The sequence below is a fragment of the Veillonella sp. AF13-2 genome (assembly GCF_003603295.1).
GTDB classification, from domain to species: Bacteria; Bacillota; Negativicutes; order Veillonellales; family Veillonellaceae; genus Veillonella; species Veillonella parvula_E.
This window is the reverse complement of the sequence record NZ_QTMT01000003.1, coordinates 152,929-178,290: the sequence shown is the minus strand read 5'-3', so window position 1 is coordinate 178,290 and position 25,362 is coordinate 152,929. Positions and strand designations below refer to the sequence as shown.

At 39.0% G+C, this 25,362-nt stretch carries 24 protein-coding genes and 1 riboswitch; of the genes, 6 read left to right on the top strand and 18 right to left on the bottom strand.

Going from position 1 to position 25,362, the window contains the following annotated elements; genetic code table 11:
* Positions 1-142 precede the first annotated feature (142 nt).
* Positions 143-490, bottom strand: a complete 348-nt coding sequence (locus tag DWV85_RS06690) for a TonB family protein (RefSeq protein ID WP_004694054.1) — start codon at positions 488-490, stop codon at positions 143-145.
* Positions 491-500: 10 nt separating this feature from the next.
* Positions 501-878 (bottom strand): energy transducer TonB, encoded by a 378-nt coding sequence (locus DWV85_RS06685; protein ID WP_012863799.1) that lies wholly within the window; start codon positions 876-878, stop codon positions 501-503.
* A 464-nt stretch (positions 879-1,342) separates the two neighbouring features.
* On the opposite strand from DWV85_RS06685, the gene DWV85_RS06680 reads away from it, so the two are divergent.
* The 4 genes from DWV85_RS06680 (at position 1,343) to DWV85_RS06665 (ending at position 5,220) form a co-directional block, all read left to right on the top strand.
* On the top strand, positions 1,343-2,284 hold the full coding sequence (locus tag DWV85_RS06680; protein WP_012863797.1) for a zinc ABC transporter substrate-binding protein: 942 nt from the start codon (positions 1,343-1,345) through the stop codon (positions 2,282-2,284).
* 145 nt (positions 2,285-2,429) lie between these two features.
* Entirely contained in the window at positions 2,430-3,161 is a 732-nt protein-coding gene (locus DWV85_RS06675; protein WP_077708006.1) for a metal ABC transporter ATP-binding protein, read from the top strand.
* Positions 3,158-4,123 (top strand): metal ABC transporter permease, encoded by a 966-nt coding sequence (locus DWV85_RS06670; protein ID WP_123138382.1) that lies wholly within the window; start codon positions 3,158-3,160, stop codon positions 4,121-4,123. Before DWV85_RS06675 ends, DWV85_RS06670 begins: the two co-directional genes overlap by 4 nt.
* Entirely contained in the window at positions 4,120-5,220 is a 1,101-nt protein-coding gene (locus tag DWV85_RS06665; RefSeq protein ID WP_008603090.1) for a metal ABC transporter permease, read from the top strand. The genes DWV85_RS06670 and DWV85_RS06665 overlap by 4 nt, the downstream gene beginning before the upstream one ends.
* A 184-nt stretch (positions 5,221-5,404) precedes the next feature.
* Here DWV85_RS06665 and DWV85_RS06660 read toward each other — a convergent pair whose 3' ends face one another.
* From DWV85_RS06660 to DWV85_RS06585, 16 genes are all read right to left on the bottom strand, one after another.
* Positions 5,405-6,181, bottom strand: coding sequence for an ABC transporter ATP-binding protein (locus tag DWV85_RS06660; protein WP_123138381.1), 777 nt, complete (start codon positions 6,179-6,181; stop codon positions 5,405-5,407).
* Positions 6,178-7,227 (bottom strand): iron ABC transporter permease, encoded by a 1,050-nt coding sequence (locus DWV85_RS06655; RefSeq protein ID WP_004697920.1) that lies wholly within the window; start codon positions 7,225-7,227, stop codon positions 6,178-6,180. Before DWV85_RS06655 ends, DWV85_RS06660 begins: the two co-directional genes overlap by 4 nt.
* A 16-nt stretch (positions 7,228-7,243) precedes the next feature.
* Positions 7,244-8,416 carry an ABC transporter substrate-binding protein gene (locus tag DWV85_RS06650; RefSeq protein ID WP_123138380.1) on the bottom strand — a complete coding sequence of 391 codons (1,173 nt, stop codon included), beginning with the start codon at positions 8,414-8,416 and terminating at the stop codon, positions 7,244-7,246.
* Positions 8,417-8,518: 102 nt separating this feature from the next.
* A complete protein-coding gene (locus DWV85_RS06645; protein ID WP_123138379.1) occupies positions 8,519-9,691 on the bottom strand; it encodes an ABC transporter substrate-binding protein in 1,173 nt (390 codons plus the stop codon).
* A 201-nt stretch (positions 9,692-9,892) separates the two neighbouring features.
* Positions 9,893-10,082, bottom strand: a riboswitch (cobalamin riboswitch).
* 213 nt (positions 10,083-10,295) lie between these two features.
* On the bottom strand, positions 10,296-10,778 hold the full coding sequence (locus tag DWV85_RS06640) for a GNAT family N-acetyltransferase (RefSeq protein ID WP_123138378.1): 483 nt from the start codon (positions 10,776-10,778) through the stop codon (positions 10,296-10,298).
* Between the two features lie 193 nt (positions 10,779-10,971).
* Positions 10,972-11,391 carry a GNAT family N-acetyltransferase gene (locus DWV85_RS06635; RefSeq protein WP_123138377.1) on the bottom strand — a complete coding sequence of 140 codons (420 nt, stop codon included), beginning with the start codon at positions 11,389-11,391 and terminating at the stop codon, positions 10,972-10,974.
* Positions 11,392-11,496: 105 nt separating this feature from the next.
* Entirely contained in the window at positions 11,497-11,961 is a 465-nt protein-coding gene (locus DWV85_RS06630; RefSeq protein ID WP_207798797.1) for a GNAT family N-acetyltransferase, read from the bottom strand.
* Positions 11,962-12,053: 92 nt separating this feature from the next.
* Entirely contained in the window at positions 12,054-13,484 is a 1,431-nt protein-coding gene (gene dgt, locus DWV85_RS06625; protein ID WP_165851647.1) for a dGTPase, read from the bottom strand.
* Between the two features lie 198 nt (positions 13,485-13,682).
* Positions 13,683-13,985 (bottom strand): hypothetical protein, encoded by a 303-nt coding sequence (locus tag DWV85_RS06620; RefSeq protein ID WP_123138375.1) that lies wholly within the window; start codon positions 13,983-13,985, stop codon positions 13,683-13,685.
* A 2-nt stretch (positions 13,986-13,987) separates the two neighbouring features.
* Positions 13,988-14,311 (bottom strand): hypothetical protein, encoded by a 324-nt coding sequence (locus DWV85_RS06615; RefSeq protein WP_123138374.1) that lies wholly within the window; start codon positions 14,309-14,311, stop codon positions 13,988-13,990.
* 8 nt (positions 14,312-14,319) lie between these two features.
* A complete protein-coding gene (locus DWV85_RS06610) occupies positions 14,320-14,730 on the bottom strand; it encodes a hypothetical protein (protein WP_123138373.1) in 411 nt (136 codons plus the stop codon).
* Positions 14,731-15,009: 279 nt separating this feature from the next.
* Entirely contained in the window at positions 15,010-16,920 is a 1,911-nt protein-coding gene (locus tag DWV85_RS06605) for an AAA family ATPase (protein ID WP_123138372.1), read from the bottom strand.
* Positions 16,921-17,088: 168 nt separating this feature from the next.
* Positions 17,089-18,624, bottom strand: coding sequence for a glutamine-hydrolyzing GMP synthase (gene guaA, locus DWV85_RS06600; RefSeq protein WP_123138371.1), 1,536 nt, complete (start codon positions 18,622-18,624; stop codon positions 17,089-17,091).
* A gap of 260 nt (positions 18,625-18,884) precedes the next feature.
* The gene (locus tag DWV85_RS06595; protein ID WP_008603144.1) at positions 18,885-19,082 is read right to left on the bottom strand and encodes a 4Fe-4S binding protein; all 198 of its coding nucleotides are present in this window, start codon (positions 19,080-19,082) and stop codon (positions 18,885-18,887) included.
* 184 nt (positions 19,083-19,266) lie between these two features.
* Positions 19,267-20,418, bottom strand: a complete 1,152-nt coding sequence (locus DWV85_RS06590; protein WP_123138370.1) for an HAD hydrolase family protein — start codon at positions 20,416-20,418, stop codon at positions 19,267-19,269.
* A gap of 56 nt (positions 20,419-20,474) precedes the next feature.
* The gene (locus DWV85_RS06585; RefSeq protein WP_123138369.1) at positions 20,475-21,656 is read right to left on the bottom strand and encodes an amidohydrolase; all 1,182 of its coding nucleotides are present in this window, start codon (positions 21,654-21,656) and stop codon (positions 20,475-20,477) included.
* A 173-nt stretch (positions 21,657-21,829) separates the two neighbouring features.
* Here DWV85_RS06585 and DWV85_RS06580 point away from each other — a divergent pair, with 173 nt between their 5' ends.
* Positions 21,830-22,612 carry a basic amino acid ABC transporter substrate-binding protein gene (locus tag DWV85_RS06580; RefSeq protein ID WP_004694101.1) on the top strand — a complete coding sequence of 261 codons (783 nt, stop codon included), beginning with the start codon at positions 21,830-21,832 and terminating at the stop codon, positions 22,610-22,612.
* A 311-nt stretch (positions 22,613-22,923) separates the two neighbouring features.
* Positions 22,924-25,296 carry an SEL1-like repeat protein gene (locus DWV85_RS06575; RefSeq protein ID WP_123138368.1) on the top strand — a complete coding sequence of 791 codons (2,373 nt, stop codon included), beginning with the start codon at positions 22,924-22,926 and terminating at the stop codon, positions 25,294-25,296.
* Positions 25,297-25,362: the final 66 nt, after the last annotated feature.

The following is a 25,362-nucleotide window of genomic DNA, read 5'->3' as shown; positions in this document are numbered from 1 at the left end:
GATTTATTTTTAAAATTTACGAATCCAATGTTATGAAAGTGAATAACCTTACTTTATTTTTTAGAATATTTTAGCATACAAAAACTGCACTTCAAAAATTGTGTCCAATTTTTGGAGTGCAGTTCTGTATGAGTGATTTTGATTAGTTTTTAAAATCAATATATTCAGTTTTAGAAGATGCTACAGGTTTACCATTAGAATCTGTGGCAGGACTAAATCTCCATTTAGAAATAGTATCAACAATGGCTGCATCAAGAGTACTAGAACCACTAGATGAGACAACTTCAACGTCTCCTACAGAACCATCTTCCTTGATGGTAAAACGTATATCTGCACCATGAGCAGCTTCACCATAGGCAGCGAGCAATGCTCGGTCAATAGGTGGTGTAGCTATAGCTACTGGTGGATCATATGGAGCTGCCAACACAGAAGCTACCATACTCATTACAAACAATGAGCTTAAGATAATACAACGCAACACTTTATTCATCATTTTCTCCTTATTTAGCTTTCACAGCTTGCTTAGGCAGAGTAATTGTCATCCCAATAATGGATTCGTGTGCCTTTTGATCTGTGCCAATAGCAGGGGTAAACTTCCACTGCAAAATTGCTTTTTTTACTGCTTCATCAACGGGAGCATATCCAGAAGAGCGCTCTACGAAAACATTTTTAACATTACCTTTTTTATCAATCAAGAAGCGTACGCGCATATCAGGCGCTACCGTAGCGGTTTGAGGGATTTCAGGCAACTCAGGTTTTACAATAGTAACCTCTCTTGGAGATTCTAAAAACTTCGCTGCATCAGCTGTATAATCACTTAACATGCCAAAAGATGCAACGAGTACTGCTGCAGCAGCGTATCGGAATAATTTATTCATAAGAAGCCTCCTTATTAACCTTTTACCTATGCATAATATCATACTAAATAAAGATGAATATTAAAAGAATAAATTCTTATTGATAAAATTTCTCATTTATGATATATTGAATTCAAGATAACTGTCCGGACTCACATATCTAGTTGATATGACAAAAAACTACACAAAGGAGGTTCATCATGAGACGTAGAAAGCGTATTCAAATGAAGGTCATGATGGTACTTGGTATCGTTGCCCTCGTTGGGCCTAGCCATCTACAAGCACTTATTCCCTAGATTATTTTGACCTTAGCAGAAGACTGTATAACTGCCACTAGCCGCTACGTTAGTAGCGGCTATTTTTCCGTTTAAATTCAGAGAGATATTCTCCTTCTTCAAATTATTTCATTATTAGAACAAAATATTTCTCTCAAACAAAGTCATTAATGTTTTTAAATTTAGTATCTATAAAAAAGGAGGCTTATTATGAAATTTAATCGAATTTTATTAGTCGTCGTATCATTAGCACTTATAGTATTTGCCCTTGCAGGCTGCGGAAAGGACACAGCCCAAGATAGTCAGAAAAAACTTAATGTCGTAGCTACAACGACGATGTTAACGGATTTAGTAAAAGAAATCGGCGGAGACCATGTAACCGTACAAGGTCTCATGGGACCTGGTGTAGACCCTCATCTATATCAAGCGAGTGCAGGCGATGTAACAGCTATGTCTAAGGCGGATGTTGTTGTATACAACGGCATTCACTTGGAAGGTAAAATGGGCTCCATTTTCGATAATCTAACAAAGCAAAATAAAGCAACCATCCGCGTATCTGATGCCATTGATCCAGCTACATTGCTCGACTTTGACGAAGAAGATGGTGTAAAAACAAAAGACCCTCATATTTGGTTTGACGTTGCTAACTGGAAACTGGCAGCAAAAGCAGTATACGAAGGTCTTGCGAAAGCCGATCCGGCTCATAAAGAAGATTACAAAAAACGCTATGACGCATATCTTACTAAGTTAGATGAAACTGATGCGTACGTTAAAGCTCAAGCAGAATCTATTCCGAAAGAATCTCGCGTACTTGTAACAGCTCATGATGCATTCCAATACTTCGCTCGCGCGTACGGCTTTGAAGTAAAAGGTTTGCAAGGTGTAAGTACTGCTACAGAAGCAGGCACACAAGATGTGAATGAACTGGTTCAATATATCGTAGACCACAAAATTAAAGCGATTTTCGTAGAGTCTTCTGTACCACATAAAACAATTGAAGCCGTTCAAGAAGCAGCTAAGGCTAAAGGCTGGAATGTTGCCATCGGTGGCGAATTATATTCCGACTCTCTCGGCTCCGAAGGCACTGAAGGCGGTACATATATCGGCATGGTAAAAGCCAATATTGATACAATTACCAAAGCACTTAAATAATCAATTGCTAGATTTTCTTAATTAAATACAACAAAGTAAATTTACGTATACTAACTTAAATAGACTCAAATTTACTTTGTTATTGTAAGTACATGTGCTACTAGCGATATTAGCTAGTGGCACTCATTAATACAAGGAGGTTTCCATGGAATGGGCCGTTGAAGTTGAAGATATGACCGTAGCATATACGACAAAACCCGTATTATGGGACGTAGATATGAAGGTACCCATCGGTTCCTTAGCGGCCATTGTCGGCCCTAATGGGGCCGGTAAGTCCACATTATTAAAGGCCATGCTCGGTCTACTAACAGTTATCTCAGGAAGTGTAAAATTTTATATCGATCACCACTTAGCGATGGACAAAAACGATTACAAAAAAATCGCCTACGTCCCTCAAAGTGGCAGCGTAGACTGGGACTTCCCTACCACAGTACTAGATGTAGTACTCATGGGCCGTTATGGTCATCTAGGTTGGTTTAAGCGTCCTAGCAAAAAGGATAAGGAACTCGCCCTCTCCATGATTGAAAAAATGGGTATGAGCGACTATGTGGACAGACAAATTCGCCAGCTTTCAGGGGGACAACAACAACGCGTCTTCCTCGCAAGAGCCCTCGTCCAAGAGGCAGATATTTACCTCATGGACGAACCATTCAAGGGCGTCGATAAAACTACAGAGCATGCTATTATTTCGCTTTTACAAGAAATGAAAGCTCGAGGCAAAACGGTTATCGTCGTCCACCACGATTTAAATACGGTGCCCCAATATTTCGATTGGGTAACGATGGTAAACAAACAAACTATCGCCTATGGCCCCGTAGCAGATACATTTACGGACGAAGCTATTGAGCGCACCTATGGGAAGGGGAGGATTGTATGACCATACTCCAATCCTATACGACGCAGATGGTACTGCTCGGCACGGCGTTATTAGGCCTCGCTAGTGGTATCGCTGGCACCTTTGCGGTGCTTCGCAAGGAAAGTCTCATCGGTGACGGCCTATCTCATGCGGCACTACCCGGTGTGGTCATTGCCTTCTTGCTGACGGGCATCAAGGACATCGAAGTTCTCATCGCAGGTGCTGCCCTATCCTCTATCACTGCGGCTTGGCTCATTACCATCACAGTAGAAAACAGCAAAATCAAATTTGATGGCGCTTTAGCCACCATACTCTCCGCCTTCTTTGGGCTCGGTATGGTATTGCTCACCTATGTACAAAGCTTAAACAATGCTGGTCAAGCGGGGCTTTCAAAATTTATATTTGGACAGGCAGCCACCATATTAGCGCGCGATGTGTACATCACATCTGCAGCAGCGCTCATCATCATCGTGTTAACCGCATTATTCTGGAAGGAGTTAAAGCTTATCTCCTTCGATGTGGAATACGCCAAAACACTACAAATTCCCGTCACTTTCACCCTTATTTTATATCGTTCACTATTAATCATGACCATCATTATCGGCATTCAATCGGTAGGGGCTATCTTGATTAGCTCTCTCCTCATTGCACCCGCCGTTGGGGCAAGACAGTGGACGAATAAACTGGGCACCATGTGTATATTAGCAGGATTTTTCGGCATGATATCTGCCATCGGCGGTACTATCTGGAGTACATCGATCCCAAAATTACCGACAGGTCCAGCTATCATCGTCATTTTATCGATTCTCGTATTATTGAGTCTCATCTTTGCTCCTAACAGAGGTATGCTCTGGCAGTTCCGTAAAAATAGACAGTCAAAGCACGCATTATTGTTAGAAACCACAAGGGCTCCCAAATCCAATGCACAGCAAAGTATTTACGTAGCAGAGGACGCACAACCTCGCATAGGAGGTGCCCCATGACAGTTCATACAGAGATATTGCTCATTGCCATTGCGGTATCCATCGCATGTGCCATCCCTGGGGTCTTCCTCGTATTGCGCCGCATGTCCATGATGGCCGATGCCATTACGCACACCGTATTTCTCGGCATCGTGCTCGCTTTCTTTATGACGGAAGATTTAAACTCTCCATTTCTACTCGTCGGGGCTACCTTAGTTGGTGTAGGCACCGTATGGCTTACAGAAATGATACACAATACGGGACTTGTCAACGAAGATGCGTCTATCGGCATCATCTTCCCTCTTCTATTCTCTATCGCCATCATTCTAGTCAGCCTATACAGCGGTAACGCTCATCTCGATGTAGATACCGCATTACTCGGCGAAATAGCCTTTGCCCCCTTTGATCGATGGATTGTGAACGGCACCGACTTGGGGCCTGTATCGCTATGGATTTCTCTAGGCGTGGCGATCATCAATTTAATATTAGTCATGCTGTTCTACAAGGAATTGCAACTCTCCACCTTTGATCCGCTACTAGCGGGACTCTTCGGCTTTATGCCAGCCCTCATTCACTATGTGCTGATGACCATGGTATCCCTCACCGTTGTAGCCTCGTTCCAAGCGGTAGGCGCCATTCTCGTCATCGGCCTCATGATAGGGCCTGCGGTCATCGCTTATTTATGGACGGACTCTGTGAAAGCCATGCTTACTAGCAGTATCATCATCGGTATTATCTGTGCCGTCGTCGGTACGGAAGTAGCTTTCACCATGGATGTATCCATCGCGGGTTCCATTGCAACCACCATCGGTATCGCACTAATTATCGCTGTTATTGCAACACCGAAGACAGGCTATATCGCCACATACCGCCGTCAACGTCACTTACGCCGCCATTATCGGGAAACGATGATGCTATGCCATATTTATACACATATGGATACACCTATCGCGCACGTTGAAAACGGCATCGGTACCATTCATGAACATTTGAACTGGAGGCCTGATTATACTCATCAAGCTGCTTCACAGCTAAAGAAACAAGGTCTATTATATGTGACGAATGGACACTACGTGCTGACTGATAAGGGTATAGCACAGGTAAAAGAAATTATTTAATTACTCTCAATCATATCTCTCTAAAGATAAACATTTTTTCCAACAAAAGATAAATATTTTCCCAATAAAAAAGAAGCTGAAATCAATGCTCTGCAATGAATATTTACCCCTTTTACTGGACAAACAGTAAAGAGGGTACATATCATAAAGATTTCAGCTTCTTTTATTTTGAATCATTAGCCCTTCATTTTATTGCTTCTAATGGAATTACATGAGGTAGCCCATTGTCATCGATATATATTTTTGTTTTAACACGGTATACATCTTCCATCATGGCTTCTGTAAAGATGTTTTTCGGCGCGCCTTGAGCGTATACTGTACCCTCTTTGAGCACGATAATTTCATCTGCGAACATAGCAGCCAAATCAAGATGATGCAATGTTACGAGTGTTGTAAAATCATTTTCTTGAGTCAGGTTTTTTAGCAATGTTAACAAGTCAAATTGCTTGTGCAAATCTAAAGCACTTGTCGGTTCATCAAGAATTAAGATTTTAGGTTCTTTTACAAGGGCTTGCGCCATGAACACAAGTTGGCGTTGACCACCGCTGAGCTCCATGATGCTGCGCGATGCAAAGCGCTGTAAGTTCAACCGTTCCAATACCTCTTGTGTGGCTGCAATATCCTCATCACTTACACGGAAGGACATGGATCCCATGCGCCCTAGCATAACGACTTCAAAAACAGATAGATTGACTTTACAGTCATTATCTTGAGACAAATAGCTCACTGTACTACTAAAATCCTTTGTAGAATATTGAGATACAGGTTTACCATTAACGGAAATCTCGCCCTTGCCTTTCAAAATACCCATAATTGTTTTTAAAAGTGTAGATTTACCAGCACCGTTAGTACCGATGAGCGCAGTCAATTTACCTGTTTTAGCAGCAAAATCAACGCCCTTTAAGATTTGTCCGTCTTCCGTAGCGGAATAACCAAAGGTTAGATTATGAACTTCAATCATTTGAAATAGCTCCTTTTCCTAGTTAATACCAACGAGAAGAAGAAAGGTACGCCGATGATTGCCGTCACAATACCGATTGGGAACATCGCCCCAGGAACGAGCATCTTACTCGCAATAGATGCGAGAGACAAAATCGCCATGCCACACACTGCAGATAACGGTAAGAAATACCGTTGATCCTCACCCACAAGCATACGTGCAATATGTGGTCCTACAATACCGATAAAACCAATGGTTCCAACGAAAGAAACGGCAACGGCTGTAATGATGGAGATGAAAGCAAACACTTTTACCCGTAAGCTTTCAACATTAACACCAAGACCAGAAGCCTTTTCATCGCCTAATTTTAATGCTGTTAAACGCCAAGATTCACGCATCATAAGCGGAAGCATGATTGCTAGCACGATAAGAACAATAGAGATGTTCACCCAATTTGCCTTAGCTAAACTCCCCATCGTCCAGAACACGATGTTTTGAAGGGCCTCAGGAGATGCCATATATTGCATCAAGGATTGAAGCGCTTGAAACAAGAACATCATGCCGATACCAGCGAGAATCATCGTTTCAGAGGAGAAGTTCTTAATCTTATTAATGGAATAGATAAAGAAGCTCGTCAAACTAGCAAATACGAAGGCGCCAAATGGAACCATAAAGACACCTAAAAACTCTAATGCACTAGCGCCTACAACAACCATGAGAGATGCACCGAAGCCAGCCCCTGCGGATATACCAAGTGTATATGGGCTAGATAACGGGTTATCAAGGATAGTCTGCATGCCAGCACCAGCAATGCCCAAAGAAGCACCTACGAGCAATGCCATAATGGCCGTTGGAAGACGAATCGACCAAATGATAACATATGCGTTTTTGGAAACCTCTGCTGGGTCTGTTAATGCGAGCCATACATCACTTAACGTAAGTGATGCAGGACCTACAATAATATCGGTAACAAAACTTACCGCACAAATGATCAGACCGATGATAATAAACATGAGCTTTTTATAGCTCTGTTTTTTATAATCGTACTGATTGTTAGTTTCTGTCACTACGAAAAACTCCTTTTTAGTTCAAATGCATAAACCAAACGCCACCGTAAGAGAATGGAAGGAATTTATCATAGAATTCCTTAAGTGTGCCTTCAGGATCTACATCCTTGAATTCCTCAGGATAGAATGTTTTAGCTAAGTATTCGAATACTGCAACGTCATATACTTCACGAGGTAAACCATGGTGAGTAGAGAATACGTTTTTAGATTGAACGGCTTTCAATTCAGGCCAGCCTTGACGTTCTGTAGTGAAAGCCTTCAATAACTCTTGAGATTTTGCTTCATTTGTATCAAAACCTAAACGCATGGATGTAGGTTTCTTAGGCCAGTAAGAACCGATGATCATGATGATATCTGGGTTTCTTTCCAAAATAAATTCTGGGTTAACAGGACCTGCTTTTTGAACTACATCCTTAGTAATAAGGTCGCCACCTACTTGAGTTGCCAATGCGCCCCAGGCTACGTTTCCACTATACGCAAAACCTAAACCTTCTGGACCTTCGTTACCTGTTTCAATGTAAACAGTTGGTTTTGGTTTATTGATTTTGCTAATACGGTCCATAACTCGTGTTAAACGTTCAGTATAGAACTTGTTGATTTCTGCTGCACGCTCTTCTTTACCCAATGCTTTACCGATAGCTTCGATAGATTTTTGGTGATTTTCAAGCTTTTCCGCATGGTAATCGATATAGATAGTAGGAATGCCAGCTGCATCGATTTTAGGTTTGTAATCAGCTTCATATTGATCTTTGAAATATAAAGGCATGAAGATAACATCTGGGTTTAAGGAAATTACTTTTTCCACATCAAATGTTTTATCATTTACGTTACCAATGAGAGGAATTTTTTCCAACTCTGGCACTTCAGATTTGTAGCGATCCCACATATCTGTACGCAATTTGCTTAAATAAGGGTCAATACCAACAATAGTCTTAGCCACATCTTTACCTTGCAACGCAGCCATAGTCAAGAACGCACCACCAGAAGCACTCAATTGAACTACTACGCGTTCTGCTGGCTTTTTCAACGTAACCTTTTGACCAGTTACGTCTGTAATCTCAATTTGTTTGCCAGATTGTGCCGCATCCTTTTTCGTATCTGCTGGACCACCACAAGCTGTCATAATCATGCTCACAACTAGCAGGAGCACCGTGGCAAGATAAGCCATAAATTTCTTTTTCTTAACCATAGAATACCTCGATTCCAAACTTAATAAGTTCTAATAAACACAATATATAACAGCATTTATTTGGGGTTTTACATCATCAGCTCCTTCACACACAACACAACCCTAATTCATATGCATAAACCAGATGCCACTATAAGAGAATGGCAAGAATTTGTCATAGAACTCTTTAAGTGTAGCTTCTGGATCAACATCCTTAAACTCTTCAGGATAAAATGTTTTTGCTAAATATTCGAATACGGCCGCATCAAATACTTCGCGTGGAAGACCATGATGGGCGGAATAAACTTGTTTATTCTCTACGGCTTTTAATTCGCTCCAACCTTGACGTTCTGTGGTGAAAGCTTTCAACAACGCCTGAGACGAATCTTCAGTAGCTTCAAAACCTAAACGCATAGAAGTTGGTTTCTTAGGCCAGTAAGAACCCATAATCATAATGATGTCTGGATTCTTTTCCAATACAAACTCAGGATTAATTGGAGATGACTTTTTAATAGCATCTTTTGTGATTACATCAGCACCAGCCATAGTAGCTAATGCCCCCCAAGAGTAATTACTACTAAAGGAATTACCAAATTCTTCCGGACCATTCATCCCAACTTCAAGATAAACTGTTGGTTTTGGTTTGTTAATTTTACTAACACGATCGAGAACTCTTGTCACGCGATCCGTATAGAACTTGCTGATTTCTGCGGCACGTTCCTCTTTACCTAAAGCCTTACCGATGGCTTCAATGGATTTTTGATGACTTTCAAGTTTTTCAGCATGGTAATCTATATAAATAGTTTGGATACCAGCAGCATCCATTTTTGGCTTTGCATCAGACTCGTACTGATCTTTCAAATCTACAGGAATAAAAATAACATCTGGATTTAATGCCACAACTTGCTCAGCATTAAATGTTTTATCACCGACTGTACCCACTACTGGAATCTTAGCTAGCTCAGGCATTTCAGCAGTAAAGTGCTTCCACATATCCGCCCTGTAATCCTGCAAAGATGTATCCATACCGGCAATAACCTTTGGAGTATCTTTACCCATAAGGGCAGAAATCGTAAAGAATGGACCACCAGCACCACTCCATTGTAAGACAACTCTCTCTGCTGGCTTTTTAAGCGTTACCGTACGACCTGTTACGTCTGTGATTTCGATTGGCTTGTTATTTTGCGCCGTATCTTTTTTTGTTTCGCTAGAACCTGCACATGCAGCGATGAGCATACTAACAATTAGGAGGAAAACCGTGGCTAAATACGCCATAAACTTCTTTTGTTTGAACATAAGTACCTCTCTTCTCTCAACTAAAACTATCACTATAAGTGCACATAAAAAGCCCGTTTCCCCACGAAGAGGAAACGGGCTGTCATCTCAGTTAGACTAACTACCACGCCTAATAAGCTAGCATATAGTATGAGCTTTCAACTATGCATAGCTAGTATAAATTCATCTATATCAATCCCCATCCCTGTCTCTCGCAGGTCAATTGGCAATTGTTAATTAGGCAGTTCTCCTGGCTCCAGTTCAACGTTACTTTGCGCCTTCCCAAAAACTTCAGTGACCGAGAGCATTTTACCCTCTATGCAAAGTACCTCGCTGTTACAGTGGCGTGACCGCTTTGGCTTGTACCAAATTCTCTATTAAGTCAATAGACACCTAACCCAATCATATGTGATTTTCCTCATCGTAGCATGAGGGATATACAGTGTCAATAAACGTATAGGGGTACTTCTATCCTTATATAATCTACACTTTTTAGCAAAAAAGAAGCTAAAACTCAACCACTAAGCGGTGTTTTAGCTTCTCATTAGGACAATCTGTAAAAATATCCGTCAAATTCTATAATTTATTTTTATCTATTAATAACTACATTGCCATAACAAAGGTGCTAAAACTCAACGCGCATCTGATACCATTTAGCACCGCCGTGATTCGACTCAGACTCACCGTCATTTACAAAGCCAAACTTGGCATAATAAGGAATCTTTTCTTCCTTACAGGTTAGAATCACACCCTTACGTTTTTCTTCTCTCGCAAGGTCGATAAACGCCTCAATTAACTTACCACCTACACCGCGATTCCGATACTCTGGCATTGTATTTAAGCCAAATATCATCTGCCATGCGCCGTTAGGGTTATGCAAAGAAGCATCAGCAAACATCTCATCCGTTAAGATTTCATCATCCGTTACAAAACCATCGATAAAACCAATAGGTGTATCGCTGTCAAAGGCAATTAAAAAATGACCTACATAATGGTCTAATCGTTCCTTAAAAGCCTCACGAGGTGCAGCCTCGGCAGGCGGAAAACAAGTGGCTTCTATATGTGTCACTAAATCTAAATCAGCGGTTGTCGCTTTTCGTATTAACATATTAATATCCTTCTTTATGTACTTATGTACTTATTTGCTTATATACTTATGTATTTATATATTTGTATAAAGCACATTTTAAAATAAGTCAACTAAAATAAATCATTTTTAGTATAAACGCTTTACGCTATAAAGGCTACACGTAGAGATGTTACGTGTAGCCTTTTTCTGCTAAATCTTATATTTACTAAATTCACTTTTTCGTATATTTCGGCACATTTCGATACTGCATTGGTAATGAGTCCTCTTTAATCTTAAATCCGTGCTTTTCATAAAATGGAGCATTCTGACTTTCACCAATCATAACATTGATGTACAAATACGATTTGTAAGCGTCTTTCACCATTTCAAGCAAGTGCCCTGCAATACCTTGTCCCCGATAATCAGGATGAACTAGCACATAGTTTATGAAGCATACCAGCTCGCTATCATCCATGACACGAATAAGACCTATTAAACGATCTCCATCCCAAGCAGAAATCACGCGCGATGAATTCATTAGTGCCTTGTGCAATCTATCAGGATACTTGCCTACCACCCAGCGAACAGATAGAAATAACTCTGCTACCTGTTGGGGTGTAAATTTTCTTTCGTCTGTATATGTAATCCCCATAAAAGCTCCTCCAATGAATCCCAAGATAGCGCTATCAATAAACTGGTATCTACCATTTAAATAGACTATAAGACAAATAAGCTCTATTAAACTAAATAGTCTCTATCAATCAAGTTCCTTGCTCATATAGATAACATCGTCCATAGGGTTATGATAATACGGCTCGCATTCAACAAAGCCATGCTTCTTATACAAATGGATCGCTGCCTGCAACGGTTCAATTGTATCTAGCACCATTTCTTTATATCCAGAGGCCTTAGCGCGGTCCATGATGCTTTCAATAAGACGATCACCTAACGCATGTCCACGCCCTGCAGGACGTACGTAGAGGCGTTTCATTTCACAGCGTGTATCACTATGCTGATAATACGCTACCATGCCGAGCACCACATCATTATCATCAATAGCAACCAATAATTCACCATTTGGCGCTGTATATTTTTCAGAAATATCGGCTAATTCCTTATCTAAATCCTGAAAGGATAAATCTCGACCAAGCCATTGCGTATACTCTGTAATTAGCTCTTTTACTTGATCTAAATAAGGTTTTCCATCAACAATTTTAATCATTTAATCTTATTTACCTATTCCATATATCAAACTATTATAATTCATTATCTATTTATTAATAGTTATCGTTAGGTTTGAGCCCTTTCGATTAGTTATCTCATTAATTGAATACCTTCTAACATTTGATAGGTTTCTAACGCAAACTCATCGGTCATACCACTAATATGGTCAATAATCAAGTGAGCTCTAAGCCACCACTCTTTTATCAAAAACTCATTTACATTATCATTTACTTTAATCTTTTCTACATCAAAGTTATAGGCCTCTTTATAACGTTTTCCAATACGATGTAATAATCTCTTTTCAAAATCAAATCCTTTTATTTCCCCCTCATTAGTAATTAATTTATAAAAATCTTCATATTCCATTTTTAAAATACATCTATATTTATTTAAAATACCTGTTATAACTGCATATCCAGTAATTTCAATACTTTCAGCTTTAAATGAAGTATATAAAATACTTCTTGATACACTTTTTATAGTATCTAAAACTTTTCCCATATCATTACTTTTTGATATTAAACTATCTGCAGTGCCTTCATAAATCTCCTTCTTAAAAGCCTTAAAGCAATCAACAGCTTCCTTCATCGCTTTTAAGGACCAAGGGATTGATATATCTCGTTTAAAGCCCTTTAACTCATCATCTTTAGGTAACTTAACAGGAAGCTTTATACCTTCATATTTTTTATTCCACTCTTCATGAAAAGCATCTATAAATGCTTTTTCTGTAATTATCCCTTTTTCAATACCATCAGCTATATCACTCATGCAATACGCAATATCATCTGCCGCTTCCATTATATATACAAAAGGATATCTATTATTATTCTCTATTTCAACTGATTCATAAATAGAATTAACTAAATCCTGTTCTGTTTGAAAATAGCCTGCTTTTTTAAAGCGTAGTGCTTTATCTTTTTCACCTGTTGTTCTCGGATACTTTATTATACATAAAAGAGTAGAAAAAGTTAGGTTTAAACTATATTCATCATAGTCAGGATGTAACTTTGTAACAATTCTAAAACCTTGAGGATTACCATCAAATTCTTTAAAGTCATTAATTAATAAGTTAAGCAATGATGCAGCATTATCAAGTTCTAATTTAAGTGTTTCAGGAAGAGAATTTCGAATACTATCGTTCGCCCACTCTCTAATAGCAGTTTTACCAAAGTGGCCAAATGGAGGATTTCCTATATCATGTAATAAACATGCATTCTCTACAATTGAAACCAATGCTAATATATTATTTTCAGTCAAAAGTTTATCATTTTTCAGAGCAAATCCTATTTGATTGGCTAACGTTCTACCTAAATCTGCAACTTCAAGAGAATGGGTTAACCTAGTTCTTACACTAGAGTTGGGCTCAAGCGAAAAAACTTGTGCTTTTTGTTGCAACCGTCTAAAAGATGATGAGTAAATAATTCTAGATCTATCACTATAAAATTGATCAATCTTTCTTGACCTTTTAACAGATGACTCCCTCATTCTTCTAGTAATAATAAATCGATCATAATCTCTCATTTTACCACTCCTCCACCGATACATTTTAAGTAATATAATAAAACTACAAATCTAAAATATAGTTACAGTTATATATTTCCCCTATTTTTGCAAATAACCAACCATTCAATACATTTTATACTTCAAAACTAATTATATTTATACTTATATAATATTAAATCTAATACTACATAAAATTTAAAAGTGCTTTATCTACACTCACTTTAACTTTCGCATCTCACGAATAAACGCCTCAGCCTCTTGTAGATTCTTAGGGAACTCAAAATAAATACATTGCTCATGTCCACAATAAGGATTACGGAAATCATAGCCACTCAATAGCAAATACTCTATAATCTTCCACTCTTTGTCATTAGATTTTTTAGGAGCCTTGAACTTCTCGTTCACAAAGTACATTTTTCCTTTACATGTGGGACAGGTTTTGTTTTTGTTAAACAACTCGTAGTTTGTGCCCTCCGACAAGGAGATCCGGCAGTTTACACATACATTTTTATAGCCCATAGTTATTTACTCCCATACGGTTTATGCTGAAAGATTTCTTTTACAATCCCTTCACCAACAATATTTCCGCCTTCCATAATAAGGAACTCAGTACCTGCTTGTAGAGCCGAATAATCTACAGTTTCATAAACTGGCAGCGCATTAGCTCCTATTTGTTTATCAAAGATGACATCTTCACCATCAATAAAGTTAATACCAAGATATTCCTCAGTACCTTTTATAACAAAATGAGGATAGTACATTCCATTATTTAAATTCGGTGGAGTACTCCTCTTCTTGCTGAAGAAAATAACTGTGCAGCCAATAGTAAAATCTAAATTACTCATTCTGCACCTCATTCAACTACATATACCATATCGCCTTTAAAGTATATGTTCATTATACAGTGTACGGGATTCCCTTCGGTCCATAACCAACCCTGGAATACAGCGTGTCCCCAATTATAGCTCTCCGTAATGACCTCAAATTCACTTTCACTATAATCCTGCTGATACTGAGATAACTCAATTCTTTTACCTGTGAAAGTATCTAGTATTGTGTTATTAAATACGAGAATTTCAAAAAAATCTATATCACACGTCTCAAACACAACCTGAGCCTTATGAGTTTGCTCAATACCGTTTTCATAAGAAAAAATATAATCAAAAGTAAGGATCAAATTATCATCTGCATATTCTATTTTCTGTACCCGCGCATCATGGAGAGAATACTTGGAATGGTTGCCAAAAGATTTTGTCGTTTTCATAGGTCCTCTTTACAAAATTAACAATGCTTTAATCTAAAACTCAATTAATTTAAGCCTATCCTATTAATTAGTAATACTTTTCATTTATTATTGTATCATGTGTACCATAATGCTAAATGATTATTTTTTGATTAATGATTAAATATTAAAAGGCAAATAAAAAGCACATGATAAAACGCTTTTACGCGTTCAAACTCATGTGCTTCATTTTATCAAAGCCTATCAACTTTGACTTATTATAAAATTAAAGATGAATTTTTAGAAAAAAATATATCTAGACTAAAATAGTTTATTTATCAACTTAAATAGCTTTTCAAAATTATCCAAAGATTCATTTGAAAATGAAATACTTTGTATATTTTTAGCTAGATAATTTGCAGGTCTATAATGATTAAAACTTTCGCCATTGTTTAAAGCCCTTAATTGTTCTAAGATTGAACCGTCAGTTAAAGTTGTACTATCAATCTCCACATCAAATGTTTTATTGTATAAATTAACATAATCAGATTTTAAAAATAAATCTTCAATATCTGCATGATCTGACTGTATAACATCATGGTAAAATAAAATCTTATTCTCTTTAATAATTTGTTTCGCCACCATATTATTTAATCGACTTTGAGCGGATTGATCAGTAAAAGTATCTAATAAGCATACCAACTCCAATTTATTTCCTCGTAGCAAGGAAATAAAAGTTGCCACTTTATCAGCCCCCCCTACCGGAACAATCATAACTTCAGAGTTTAACCCTTCACGTCCATTCTCTTCTAATATTGTTGAAATTATTGATAAGTATGTTAAATCTGAAATTCCCTCTACAAGTAAATTCTTCTTTGATACAAATAAGTTCTGTGCTAAATCATATCCTAAAGCGGCTTGTAATGGAAATAGTGTGTTCGGATCCTTCTCTTGAACAGAATCTAATATTGTAGTTCCATCTTTTTTCTCGAACACAGTTCTAACCTTATTTAACTTATCAGTTTCAATCATAAATGGTGAATGTGTAGTATAAATAATCTGATAATCATTTGATAAATCAAATATGAATTTTAACAAATCATTCTGAGCCTTAGCATGCAAATTTAATCCGGGTTCATCAAGCAATAATATATATGTCGTATCTCTCTTTTCTTGAATTTTCATAAACCATACTAAGAAAGAAAAGAACCAATTAAAACCTTTACTTCTATTTTCTAAAGGTAATGAAACACCGGTTCTTTGATTTTGAACTCTAATCTCTAATATTCGATCAACAATTCTCGTATTATTATAACCATCAATTTCTTCTTTTTTATCTATTTTAAATAGTATTTTTAAATTCTTATTAGTTTTCCAATACTTAAATAATTCAGCGGAAATAATCGCTTCTGTAGCCTCTAATTCAGCAATAAATTCCTCAAAATTATCAGATTTTGTTAATGTCTCTATATCTATATCAGCTAACTCTAAAAGAGCTTTAGCAGTTTTTTTTGCAGAATCAGTAAAATCCTCTTCTAACTTTGTTAACGATACTCTTGATGGCAATGAATAATAATCATCATAATACATAAACTTGGGTAAATTAGGTATTAAATATTTACAAACAACAAACTCCTCAATGGGTGATTTTTCCCATGAATTAGTATCTTTGAAAAAAACTTTAAGAGAATCTAGCTTTTTTATATCGTCCTCACTATATCCCATTTCATTTTTATTCTCTAATACCTTCTTAAACTGAGATTTATTCGAAACATTTTGAAGACTGCTTGATAAGTCTTGATTTTCAAACTCTAATGAAAGAATCTTCCCTTTCATAAACTCTAGAGTATTAATCCAAGATAACCCCCATATCCTATGATTGTCATAGTAATATGTTACTGAAAATTTATTATTTAATGGTTTAATTCCAAGTTCCTCATAAATTTCATGTAAAAGATTATCATCTACCTGATACTCTAATTTAACAGCGGCAGGTATTTCACCAGTTTTATCAACCGATTTTTTCTGCTTTCTTGGAAAATCATGAATCATATTAAAAGTAAATTTTTCATCATTTTCAAAATACTGCGTTTTAGCTAATGCTTCTAAAATAGAGGTTTTTCCTGATTCATTCATTCCCACTAAAACAGTAACATCATCCTCAACATCAAAAGACTGCTCAGTTTCTATACATTTATATCTTATAATATTTGCTTTTATTAATTTTATCATTTTATTCTCCCGATTAAACATGAAAAATTTTTCAATATTTAAAAATTATAAAACTAACCCCAAACTCAAATACTATTAATAAATTTAATGTATTTATTTATACTTATATACTTGGCCCCACCCTCTTATATAATCTTCTCCAATAAACTAAATTACAATATCAAAAAATTATTCCCACTCAATTGTTGCCGGTGGTTTAGATGTAATATCGTACACGATGCGGTTGATGTGTTGTACTTCGTTTACGATACGACGGGAGATTGTGTCCAATACGTCGTAAGGGATGCGCGCCCAGTCAGCAGTCATAAAGTCTGTTGTTGTTACGCCACGCAATGCCAATGTATAGTCGTATGTACGGAAATCACCCATAACGCCTACGGTACGTGTAGAGGTTAGTACTGCAAAGTATTGGTTGATGCTTCGGTCAAGGCCAGCTTTTGCAATTTCGTCACGGAAGATATAGTCCGCATCACGCAAGATGTCAAGTTTATCTTTAGTGATTTCGCCCATTACGCGGATAGCAAGACCAGGACCTGGGAATGGTTGACGCCATACAAGGTAGTCAGCCAAACCTAATTCAGAACCAAGTTCACGCACTTCGTCTTTGAAGAGGTTGCGCAATGGTTCGATAAGGCCTTTGAAGTCTACAACAGCAGGCAAGCCACCTACGTTGTGGTGAGATTTGATAACTTCAGCTTCGCCAGTACCGGACTCGATAACGTCAGGGTAAATAGTACCTTGCGCCAAGAAGTCAACGGAACCGATTTTACGACCTTCGTCTTCAAATACGCGGATGAATTCTTCACCGATAGTTTTACGTTTAGCTTCCGGATCTTCAAGACCAGCCAATTTATCTAAGAAACGTTTTTCTGCATCTACGCGGATAAAATGCATGCCGGAATCTTTGAAAGCTGCTTCTACTTCATCACCTTCATTTTTACGCATCAAACCGTGGTCAACAAAGATACAAGTCAATTGGTCGCCCACAGCTTTAGAAATAAGCGCCGCCGCAACAGAGCTGTCTACACCACCAGACAATGCCAACAATACTTTGCCGTCACCAACGGTTTTGCGGATGTCTTCAATAGCAGATTTCGCATAGTTTGCCATTGTCCATGTGCCTGTAAAGCCACATACTTCGTATAAGAAATTGTGAAGCATTTCTTTGCCATGTTCAGTGTGCAACACTTCTGCATGGTATTGCATAGCATAGAGTTTACGTTCTTTATTTTGCATGGATGCTACAGGGCAATCCTTAGTATGTGCTACGATTTCAAAGCCTTCAGGAACTTTTGCTACATAGTCAACGTGGGACATCCAAACAACTTGGTCTTCTTCCAAGCCTTTGAACAATGGAGATGTAGTGTCCACTTTAGTAGGTGTTTTACCGAATTCACGGTTGTCCGCAGATTTAACTTCGCCACCCAATGTATGCGCCATAAATTGCATACCATAGCACATGCCAAGAACAGGAATACCAAGTTCAAAAATCTCTTTCTCAATTTTGGGGGAATTTTCTTCATACACGCTGTTAGGACCACCTGTGAAGATGATACCTTGCGGTTTCAATTCCTTAATTTTATCCAGCGCTTTGTTGTATGGATATACTTCGCAGTATACGTGATTTTCACGAACACGGCGCGCGATCAATTGGTTATATTGACCACCAAAGTCAACAACAATTACAAATTCCTTGTTTTCCATGCCTTCCTCCATATGCATCTATTTGTGAAAGTATATTCACGATTTGTTATGCCCATACGTTTCTGTACTGGGACGCGTTTTTCCGAGCCAAACGCTAATTTTTCATTTCATTTTATTATACCATAGGAAGTATAACGACTCCATATATTCCGTATGTAGATTATAAATAAATCTTTAATGTTCGGATTTCTAGTTATCACTCTTTTGGAGACTTACGTATGTAAGTCAATTTACTAACAATGTTGAAAGATTTCTAACTATCACTTTTTAGGATCCTCTCTTTTATACATTTTTACGGCCCCCACAGGACAGATAGAATAACAGTCACCACAACTGATACAGCCTTTCCCAATGATAAATCGAGTCTTACCTTCGGTAATGCATTGAACAGGACAATCCTCTGCACAAGCGCCACACTTAACACAAGTGTCATCAATATTAAACTTTAGATTTCCCAGTATACATCACCTCCTATGCATTCTTTATTTATTAGACTTTACAAACCTACGTAATCACAAGCATCTATTACAATTCATGTATTTTTGCAATTAAATAACACATATATTTTCAAATACTACCAGTTAAAAGTATTTATTTTTAATTGGTAGTATCTGGAATTTAGCACAACAATAACTATCAAAATTATTTTTTCTTATTTAGTTCACTATTATATGCAATAGCGGAATAGATTGCCTTTGCCACGCCTTGGTGGTTATTGTCTGTCGTTTCGTATCGTGCCGCTTCTTTAATGTTCGGCTTGCTATTGCCCATGGCTACACCAGCACCCGCAAAACGTAGCATAGATAGATCGTTTTCGCTATCCCCTAATGTCATTACCTCATCAGGACTTAAGCCCCAATGTTTTGCCAAGGCTTCTACTGCTGTGCCCTTTGTTGTGTGGGGCAAAACAAATTCTAAATTACCTTCACTAGAGAGCAGCACATCATAGAAGCGTTCACGGCCTGTACCGTCGTGAGATAGCCCTTGGTATTCATCGCGCAAGTCTTGCAAGATACGTTGACGCATCGGTTCATCACCGTAGAAGATCTGAATCTTCTCAGGCCCTTCGTCTAAGGATTCCATATGAGCTAGTAGATCACATACCATGGTCCGCGTAGCCAAGATAAATGGACGAATATTGGGTCTAAAGAAGAAATTGGATTGCTCTATTTCACATTCAGACATCTTTACCTTTGCTGCTTCGTTGCCTTCCGCCAATGCATAGTGGTCGTATGTTGCGCCTGGCAGGCGAGTGTCTCCTGTACCAGAAATCTGATTTTTTGTAATAGGCAGATGATTATCCATCATGCCATGTGACCCCTTTTTATCTCCTTCATTGCGTTCGCTAGCACATACGCCTAAGCGTTCAGGTGTAATACATCTAGACGGAGGATACATGCCAAAGATTTGGTCTTTCACATAGGCCTCTACATAAACGCCATAGGTTAACAGTTTGCGCAACAAATGTAGTGCTTGTTCTTTATCAAAACTTACGTGGAATAGACTGCGGTTTTCATCCTTATCCATCACATAAGCGCCATTGGTGCACATGAAATAGCGCAAGCACGGCAGTTTTTCAATGACATCATTCATCTCATTCCAAGCGCGGCCAGAAGCAATGGCTACGCGGATGCCACTTTCACGAGCGGCACGAATCGCCTCAATAGCATCCTCAGGAATTGCCTTTGCATCGGTTACCAAGGTGCCATCTACATCAGATGCGATGAATCGAATGGGCTTATCCCCAGTGAGGCCTATATAATTTTTTATTTCTAATGTTTCAGTCGTGGCCATACATCCTCCTTCTGTTCCTTCTATTCCCTTTATTCTTTTTATTCCTTCTATTCCTTCTATTTAGAATTATTAAATTCGGCTACAATTTCTTCTAAGATTTCTGGGTGTTCTACCAATCGCAATACTGTGCCACCAATGATATTTGCACCGTCGGTAATGGTTTGTTCAATGGTAGGCTCTAACATGGCAGCAGCAAATTCTTTAGAATGGCACACCTTTGGCTCGCCGGCCAAGCGTAATTTAGGATGGAATGCTGCACATTGATAGCTTACATTGCCAATATCCGAACTACCTCCAAAGGCTGCTGGACCGGGCTCAAAATCGAGGCCCATGTCGGCCATTACCTCTTCGATAAGCGCTGTGCCACGATTGTTTTGGTTCATATCATCATACGGATTGCCATAAAATTCTACATCCACAGTTGTACCTGTGCAAAGGGCCGCCCCTTCAAAGATTTTTTTGATTTGCTCAGATAAACCATTCAAGTACTCACGCTCCATATGACGCACAGTGACCTCTAATTCACCGAAGGCAGGAATCACATTGGATGCGGTACCTCCCGCAATGATCCATGTACCGATACGCGTTTCAGGACGCACCTGTTGGCGCATCATATCCATAGCATGTATAGCGAGTTGCACACCATTTACCGCATTGATGCCGTTCCAAGGCTCACCGGCCGCATGGGCTGGCTTACCGTGATACTTAGCACGGAAGCAATCGAGTGCCAAGAATTGTGAGTTAGGACGCGTTTCCTCGCCGTCGAGATGCACCATGATGGCAAAATCGTATTCTTTAAACACCCCTGCGTTGCACATATCTACCTTGCAACCCATCGCTTCTTCGTCTGGTGTGCCGATAATATCGATGTCCATATTGAAAGCAACTCCATCTTGTTGCATTTTGTGTAATGTCAATGCAGCTAACACACTCATAGAACCGCTGGCGGAGTGACCGCACGCATGGCCTACCTCTGGCAGTGCATCGTATTCACAAAGTATGGCTAAGCGGCCTTTTGGGTTGTCTACTTTCACGGCAGACGCCTTAAAGGCGGTCGGCAAATCACAGAATTCATAGGTTACACCCATGCCATATTTCTCAAGAATAGCGCCTATGATTTTGACGGACTCAAACTCCTGACTGGAAATCTCAGGGTTCTTGGCTAATGTGTAATTAATGGCAAACGCATCAGGTGCGAAGCTTTTACAAAGATTAGCAAAAGTAGTTGTAAGGGACATATTGCCTCCATGTATATAACCACATTATTGTAAAGGATTATGATACTCTACAATAAAGAATAAAAAACTCGTTTACTCTTAATTATACAATGTTATTGCCTATTGGTGTAAAATTCCGTACAATATAAACAGAAATGTATAAACCATGTATATGGATGTTTGAGGAGGATACTATGTTTAAGTTCAAAAAATTGACAGCCATCGCCCTCGTAGCGGTAGCAGCAATGGGTTTATTGGCTGGTTGTGGCAACGACAAACCAAAAATGACACAACAAGAAGGTGTATTACGTGTAGGTTCTGAAACTACATTCCCACCATTCGAATTTACTGAAGGCGACAAATACGTTGGTTTCGATGTTGATTTGTCCGAAGCAATTGCTAAAAAACTTGGTTTAAAAATGGAATTCAAATCCATGGGCTTCGATGCTTTGATTCCAGCAGTTCAATCTGGCGATATCGACATGATCGCAGCAGGCATCAACGCAACTCCTGAACGTGAAAAAGCATTGGACTTCTCCGATGTATACTTCGACCAAGGCGGTTTCATCACAGTTGTTCGTAAAGACAACACAACAATCCACAACATGGATGAATTAGCAGGTAAAACTGTAGGCGCTCAAATCGGTACAATCCCGGTTGAAATGGCTCAAAAAATTCCTGGTACAACAGTAAAACAAATCGATTCTAATGCTAATATCTTCATGGAATTGAAAGCTGGTACAATCGACGGTGCTATCATCGATAATGCAGTTGCTATGTACTACCTCAAACAAGGTGCTGATCAAGACCTTAAACTTGTAGGCGAACCTACTAAAGCTGAAGGTACAGTTCTTGGCGTGAAAAAAGGCAACAAAGCTTTACAAGAAGCTGTTAACAAAGCTCTTAAAGAACTTAAAGAAGACGGCACTTACCAAAAAATCTACAACAAATGGTTCGGCGATTACAACAAAAAATAATATGTATTCCTAAGAACTAGGATACATAATAACCCCTCTGAAAGATTGCAGACATCACATAAAATTTGTGACAGCAGATTTTCTTCAGAGGGGATTTTTTTATCATTTGAATCCAATACATGCTGAAGACTCTGTATTATGCATAGATATAAATTAGAAATAGGCTAGTATATTGTGAGAACAGGTAACTGATAGCAGTATGATATCAATAGAGAACATGCAGATATACTAGTATTTTCTCTTTTACGGTACCTCGCGTTCGTTATATAATAAATATGTATTTACTGTATACATGTATAAAAGGAGGCCTAATGGCACAGTACTTTACGGAACGCCTGCAAAAGGTCTTCCACATGATTTTTACATCCTACAATCAAAAACTGGCTCAAGAAGGCTTGCGTCAATTGGAGCTCATCGTCAATAATCAGCAAAATCCCAGTCAGCCAAAAGATAGAGCCTTACGAAACGACAAGACAAGCCGTCTTGAAAGTGATATAGACACTAAAGAGGATGCTCTCAAGATAGCCAATGATCCAGAGGCTCGAGAGCTAGGTGACGCCTATGCCCTCTTGGCACGCGTCTATGCAGGTCCTCGCTTTACTTGGGAAGAGTCTAACTTCCCAGAGGATAATATGCGCACCTATCAATGCTTACACGATAGCATTCGTCGCTGTAGCCCTATCGGCACATTACAAGCTTTGCGCATCAAAGGCTCCATTACACCTACCGTGGAGAAGGATATGCAAATTTCCTTCAACGAAGCATTTCGCATTGTCTATGATTACGCAAACCAAGGCGATGCGTATTGCCAATATGTTATAGGCAATGTCTTTTTCTGGCGTGATGATAATCGCATCGACTCCGCTGAAACGATGCTAACACCTCCGCCTATGAGTTGGACTAAACGCATTCAAAGAAGCCTTACAGCAAACTCTGTGCAGGATCGCATCGCCGCTTTGCAAGGAACTGTGCCAGACGAAACATTGCAAAAAAATGCATCTAATCTTGCGAAAGAGTGGTTTAACAAGGCCCTCGATAACGGTCTTGCCATGTTCCAAGGGAACTTACGCAACATCTATATCGATGAAGCCGATTTTACCAATGCGCGCCGTGTTGCTAGGACTGCGGCCGAGCTTGGTAACCCTGCTATGATGCTATATGCAGGCCTCGACTGCCACGAAAACGGTAAATTTGAGGATGCTTTCACGTGGTTCACTAAAGGTGCCGCCTTAGGTCAATCTGAAAGTATCGCAGAATTAGCGGATTATTACTACCATTTCTATGATGCTAAAGAGTTACGTTCTACGATTCCCTACGATCCAGTAAAAGCTATAGGCCTCTACCGCCGCGCTGCAACAAAGCAGTTTAGTGATGCTGGATATACAGCCTTACAGGCAGCCTTTGGCTACATCTTTCACATAGGCCACCTGCCTCTCGACTGGGGACTCATTGCAGATTTAACACATATGGCGGCCACAAAAGATCGCTTCATATTCGCCTTGCCCTATATCGGTTACATGCGAATCCACGGTTTAGGGGTAACGAAAAATATACGCTTTGGTGTGCAATCATTACTACGTGTCTTAGACGAGGAACAACGAGCCTTTGAAGAGGAGAATCGCATCCTCTTCTACGATATTACGCGCGCTTTAACTCGTGTTGCCTTAGGTTATGCCTACGAAAAAGGCTATGTAACTGGCAAGCCAGATTTAGATCAAGCCGTATCCTATTACGAGCAATCCCATCAATATATCTTGTCTCACAAGGCCAATTTGGATCCGGAGCTAAAAGATATTCCTATCGATGACGAAGCTGAAGAACGCTTAGCCGCCTTCGAGGAGGTCGATGGTCATTGGCAGTACAAGGAAGGTATTACTGAGTCAACTACTACGGTACGTCCTGCGCCTACCACCTGGCCTCAAAATGCGGCCCGCTTATCTGTAACCATGGACGACTTCCTCTGGGATACAACCTTGTACGACTGGCAAACCATTGAAACCACCTTAGAGTCACAGGAAGAAATGAAGCTCAGCTTTTACAATCATTTTCTATCCGTTCCAGATACGTTGCGCAATATCTTTAAGATCGATGTAAAACGGATGCTACGAGATCACTATCAAATAAGGCTACATGGTTATGATCCATCAGAAGGACACGAAATTATCTACAAGTCCATTTACGACAAAGAAAATACCATAAACCTATTGAAAGAGCTTTACGATAATCATCAATTGCCTAACCTCAAAGATAATTGGACTATCGAAAAGAACGAAGAAAAGCCAACCTGGCACTATGTACTCGATGTGGATCAACAGCCGTTTTTGCTAGAGGAATACGATGATGCAAACGCTATGATTCAGGCTGCATTGCAAGGGTTGAAAGAGAAAAAGTACGAACAAATTAATATTCGTACCCATGACTTTGTAGGCCCATCCTATTTCATTTTTAAAGGCAATCAGTCAGCCCCATTTAGGGTGCAGCTCTATCTGAAAGAGTCGGCCCATCATACTATCGATGACGATGGAAACCAACAAGACACGCCTGGTAAGACCTACTTATTTGAACAATATGTGGGAAACGAAGTGTCCTTAAACTATTGGATTCAAAAAACGATAAATACCTTGGAAATCCCTGAACTAGATAATTGGAAACAGTTAACAGTACCAAAGGATTTACAAACATAAAAAAGACCATCCCCAGTGAACTGCATTCCAAAATTGGACACAATTTTTGGAGGTGCAATTCAGCAA

Bases quoted from the DNA above. Each gene is read 5' to 3' on its own strand.
- DWV85_RS06690 (WP_004694054.1), bottom strand. From the start codon at position 490: ATGAATAAAGTGTTGCGTTGTATTATCTTAAGCTCATTGTTTGTAATG.
- DWV85_RS06685 (WP_012863799.1), bottom strand. From the start codon at position 878: ATGAATAAATTATTCCGATACGCTGCTGCAGCAGTACTCGTTGCATCT.
- DWV85_RS06680 (WP_012863797.1), top strand. From the start codon at position 1,343: ATGAAATTTAATCGAATTTTATTAGTCGTCGTATCATTAGCACTTATA.
- DWV85_RS06675 (WP_077708006.1), top strand. From the start codon at position 2,430: ATGGAATGGGCCGTTGAAGTTGAAGATATGACCGTAGCATATACGACA.
- DWV85_RS06670 (WP_123138382.1), top strand. From the start codon at position 3,158: ATGACCATACTCCAATCCTATACGACGCAGATGGTACTGCTCGGCACG.
- DWV85_RS06665 (WP_008603090.1), top strand. From the start codon at position 4,120: ATGACAGTTCATACAGAGATATTGCTCATTGCCATTGCGGTATCCATC.
- DWV85_RS06660 (WP_123138381.1), bottom strand. From the start codon at position 6,181: ATGATTGAAGTTCATAATCTAACCTTTGGTTATTCCGCTACGGAAGAC.
- DWV85_RS06650 (WP_123138380.1), bottom strand. From the start codon at position 8,416: ATGGTTAAGAAAAAGAAATTTATGGCTTATCTTGCCACGGTGCTCCTG.
- DWV85_RS06645 (WP_123138379.1), bottom strand. From the start codon at position 9,691: ATGTTCAAACAAAAGAAGTTTATGGCGTATTTAGCCACGGTTTTCCTC.
- DWV85_RS06640 (WP_123138378.1), bottom strand. From the start codon at position 10,778: ATGTTAATACGAAAAGCGACAACCGCTGATTTAGATTTAGTGACACAT.
- DWV85_RS06635 (WP_123138377.1), bottom strand. From the start codon at position 11,391: ATGGGGATTACATATACAGACGAAAGAAAATTTACACCCCAACAGGTA.
- DWV85_RS06630 (WP_207798797.1), bottom strand. From the start codon at position 11,961: ATGATTAAAATTGTTGATGGAAAACCTTATTTAGATCAAGTAAAAGAG.
- dgt (WP_165851647.1), bottom strand. From the start codon at position 13,484: ATGAGAGATTATGATCGATTTATTATTACTAGAAGAATGAGGGAGTCA.
- DWV85_RS06620 (WP_123138375.1), bottom strand. From the start codon at position 13,985: ATGGGCTATAAAAATGTATGTGTAAACTGCCGGATCTCCTTGTCGGAG.
- DWV85_RS06615 (WP_123138374.1), bottom strand. From the start codon at position 14,311: ATGAGTAATTTAGATTTTACTATTGGCTGCACAGTTATTTTCTTCAGC.
- DWV85_RS06610 (WP_123138373.1), bottom strand. From the start codon at position 14,730: ATGAAAACGACAAAATCTTTTGGCAACCATTCCAAGTATTCTCTCCAT.
- DWV85_RS06605 (WP_123138372.1), bottom strand. From the start codon at position 16,920: ATGATAAAATTAATAAAAGCAAATATTATAAGATATAAATGTATAGAA.
- guaA (WP_123138371.1), bottom strand. From the start codon at position 18,624: ATGGAAAACAAGGAATTTGTAATTGTTGTTGACTTTGGTGGTCAATAT.
- DWV85_RS06590 (WP_123138370.1), bottom strand. From the start codon at position 20,418: ATGGCCACGACTGAAACATTAGAAATAAAAAATTATATAGGCCTCACT.
- DWV85_RS06585 (WP_123138369.1), bottom strand. From the start codon at position 21,656: ATGTCCCTTACAACTACTTTTGCTAATCTTTGTAAAAGCTTCGCACCT.
- DWV85_RS06580 (WP_004694101.1), top strand. From the start codon at position 21,830: ATGTTTAAGTTCAAAAAATTGACAGCCATCGCCCTCGTAGCGGTAGCA.
- DWV85_RS06575 (WP_123138368.1), top strand. From the start codon at position 22,924: ATGGCACAGTACTTTACGGAACGCCTGCAAAAGGTCTTCCACATGATT.